Source organism: Streptomyces noursei, assembly GCF_001646665.1.
GTDB classification, from domain to species: domain Bacteria; phylum Actinomycetota; class Actinomycetes; order Streptomycetales; family Streptomycetaceae; genus Streptomyces; species Streptomyces lavendulocolor.
Genome location: NZ_LWBU01000207.1, coordinates 1 through 237 on the forward strand (window position 1 = coordinate 1; position 237 = coordinate 237).

Sequence of the window (237 nt, forward strand, 5' to 3'; positions counted from 1 at the left end):
CCGGGCGGGCTCCCGCCGTGCGGGCCGCGGCCCGCCGGAGGTGCCGCCGCGTGCGGCGCTACTGGCCGTCGCAGCCGCAGGACCGGCGCACTATCAGCGCCGACGGGAACTGCTTGACCCGCTCCCGGCGCGACCCCGCCACCCGCAGGCCGTCGTCGAGCACCAGGTCCACCGCCGCGCGGGCCATGGCGGGGCGGTCGGAGGAGACCGTCGTCAGCGGCGGGGCGGGGGGCGGCG

General features: G+C 81.4%; 1 pseudogene. It reads right to left on the bottom strand.

Annotation, left to right across the window (positions count from 1 at the left end):
* Positions 1-58 precede the first annotated feature (58 nt).
* Positions 59-237: pseudogene (locus A4V12_RS36670) on the bottom strand (substrate-binding domain-containing protein); the annotation flags it as partial.